Origin of the sequence: Vibrio sp. Vb1755 (assembly GCF_033338635.1) — a bacterium.
GTDB lineage: Bacteria > Pseudomonadota > Gammaproteobacteria > Enterobacterales > Vibrionaceae > Vibrio > Vibrio alginolyticus.
Map to the genome: position 1 here is coordinate 1 of NZ_JAWOTA010000187.1, position 1,307 is coordinate 1,307.

At 46.3% G+C, this 1,307-nt stretch carries 1 pseudogene; it reads left to right on the forward strand.

The features are described from left to right. Positions 1–1,307: pseudogene (locus R7E00_RS23740) on the forward strand (AAA family ATPase); the annotation flags it as partial.

Below are 1,307 nucleotides of genomic sequence, written 5' to 3' on the forward strand. Positions count from 1 at the left end.
GTGCGCTTGATGAAGTGACGCCAGAACTTGAAGTGCTCGACGAAGACGAAACAGGCTTCGACTTGTCCGACGACGATAACGCTATTTCTGATGATGAATTTGCCAAACTTCTTGCTGATGATGAACCATCGGAAGACCTTTCAAGTGGCAGCGTTGATCAAGCGATGCTGGACGATTTATTCGCAGAACTTAGCGACGATGATTTAGATCTTGACGTTGAAGATACCAAGCCAGAGCCGCAAGTCTCAGACGAGGATTTCTCGGCAGGAGAGGCGTCGGATGACGATATTGATAAGCTATTAGCTCAATACGATCAACCAGCAGAAGAAACATCAAGTGAGCTTGACCCACTTGATGAACTCGAAAGTCTGGCGGGTTTGACTGATGACACCGATATCGATGAAAACAGCACTGAGCTACTCGACGAATTGATCGATTTCGATGAAGACGAAACCGAGGAAGAGTTCGATCCGCTCAACGAATTGGAAGCGCTATCTGATTTTGAGGCTGAAGAAGTAATTGAGGAACTCGACGAAAACAGCGTTGATTTACTCGATGAGTTACTGCAAGACGACGATGATGAGCCCGTTTTAGAAGACGAGACCACGAGCGAGCTTGACCCATTCGATGATTTGATTCGTGAGGATGAGGTAGTCACTGCTGATGAGAGTCAGTTAGACGATGACTTGGTGGCTGATTTTGGTTTTGAAGAGATTGAGCCTCAAACGGAACAAAATAAAGCGCTTGAGCCAGAGGAAGAAAAGCCGCTAACCGCGCAGGTTGAAGAAGACGCCTCAGAGTTAGAATTTGAATCTGGCTTAGATATCGACGCTCTGCTGAGTGAGGCGCAGCAACAACCTGTAGCTCCAGAACCAACGGAATCATTACAAGAAGAAAGCGTCCCGTTTAATAGCAATGACTTCTTAGGTGATCTTGAGGAAATGTCACCAGAGCATGATCCTCTGATGACTGAGCTGGATGAACTGTTTGAATCTGATAACACCGTTCTTGAAGAAACTGAGCAAGAAAGTGCAGACTTTGCCGCCGAGCTAGATGCACTTCTGGAAGGCAAAGACGGTTTTGCTGAAGAGTTAGAAAACTCATCTGTCAAAGAGAATTTGATGCCATCGGCTGAAGAGCTGCCCTCTGAAAATGGTGAGTATCAACTTCGCGAGGAACAGACTGAACCAGAAATTACCAGTAAAGAGGAAGAACCTGCATTCACGCCAACGCCGAATACTGTTGAGAATGAATTTGGCGTTCCTCAAGAAGAAGACTGGTTGCTAGACGACGTTGAGTCTGAAGCT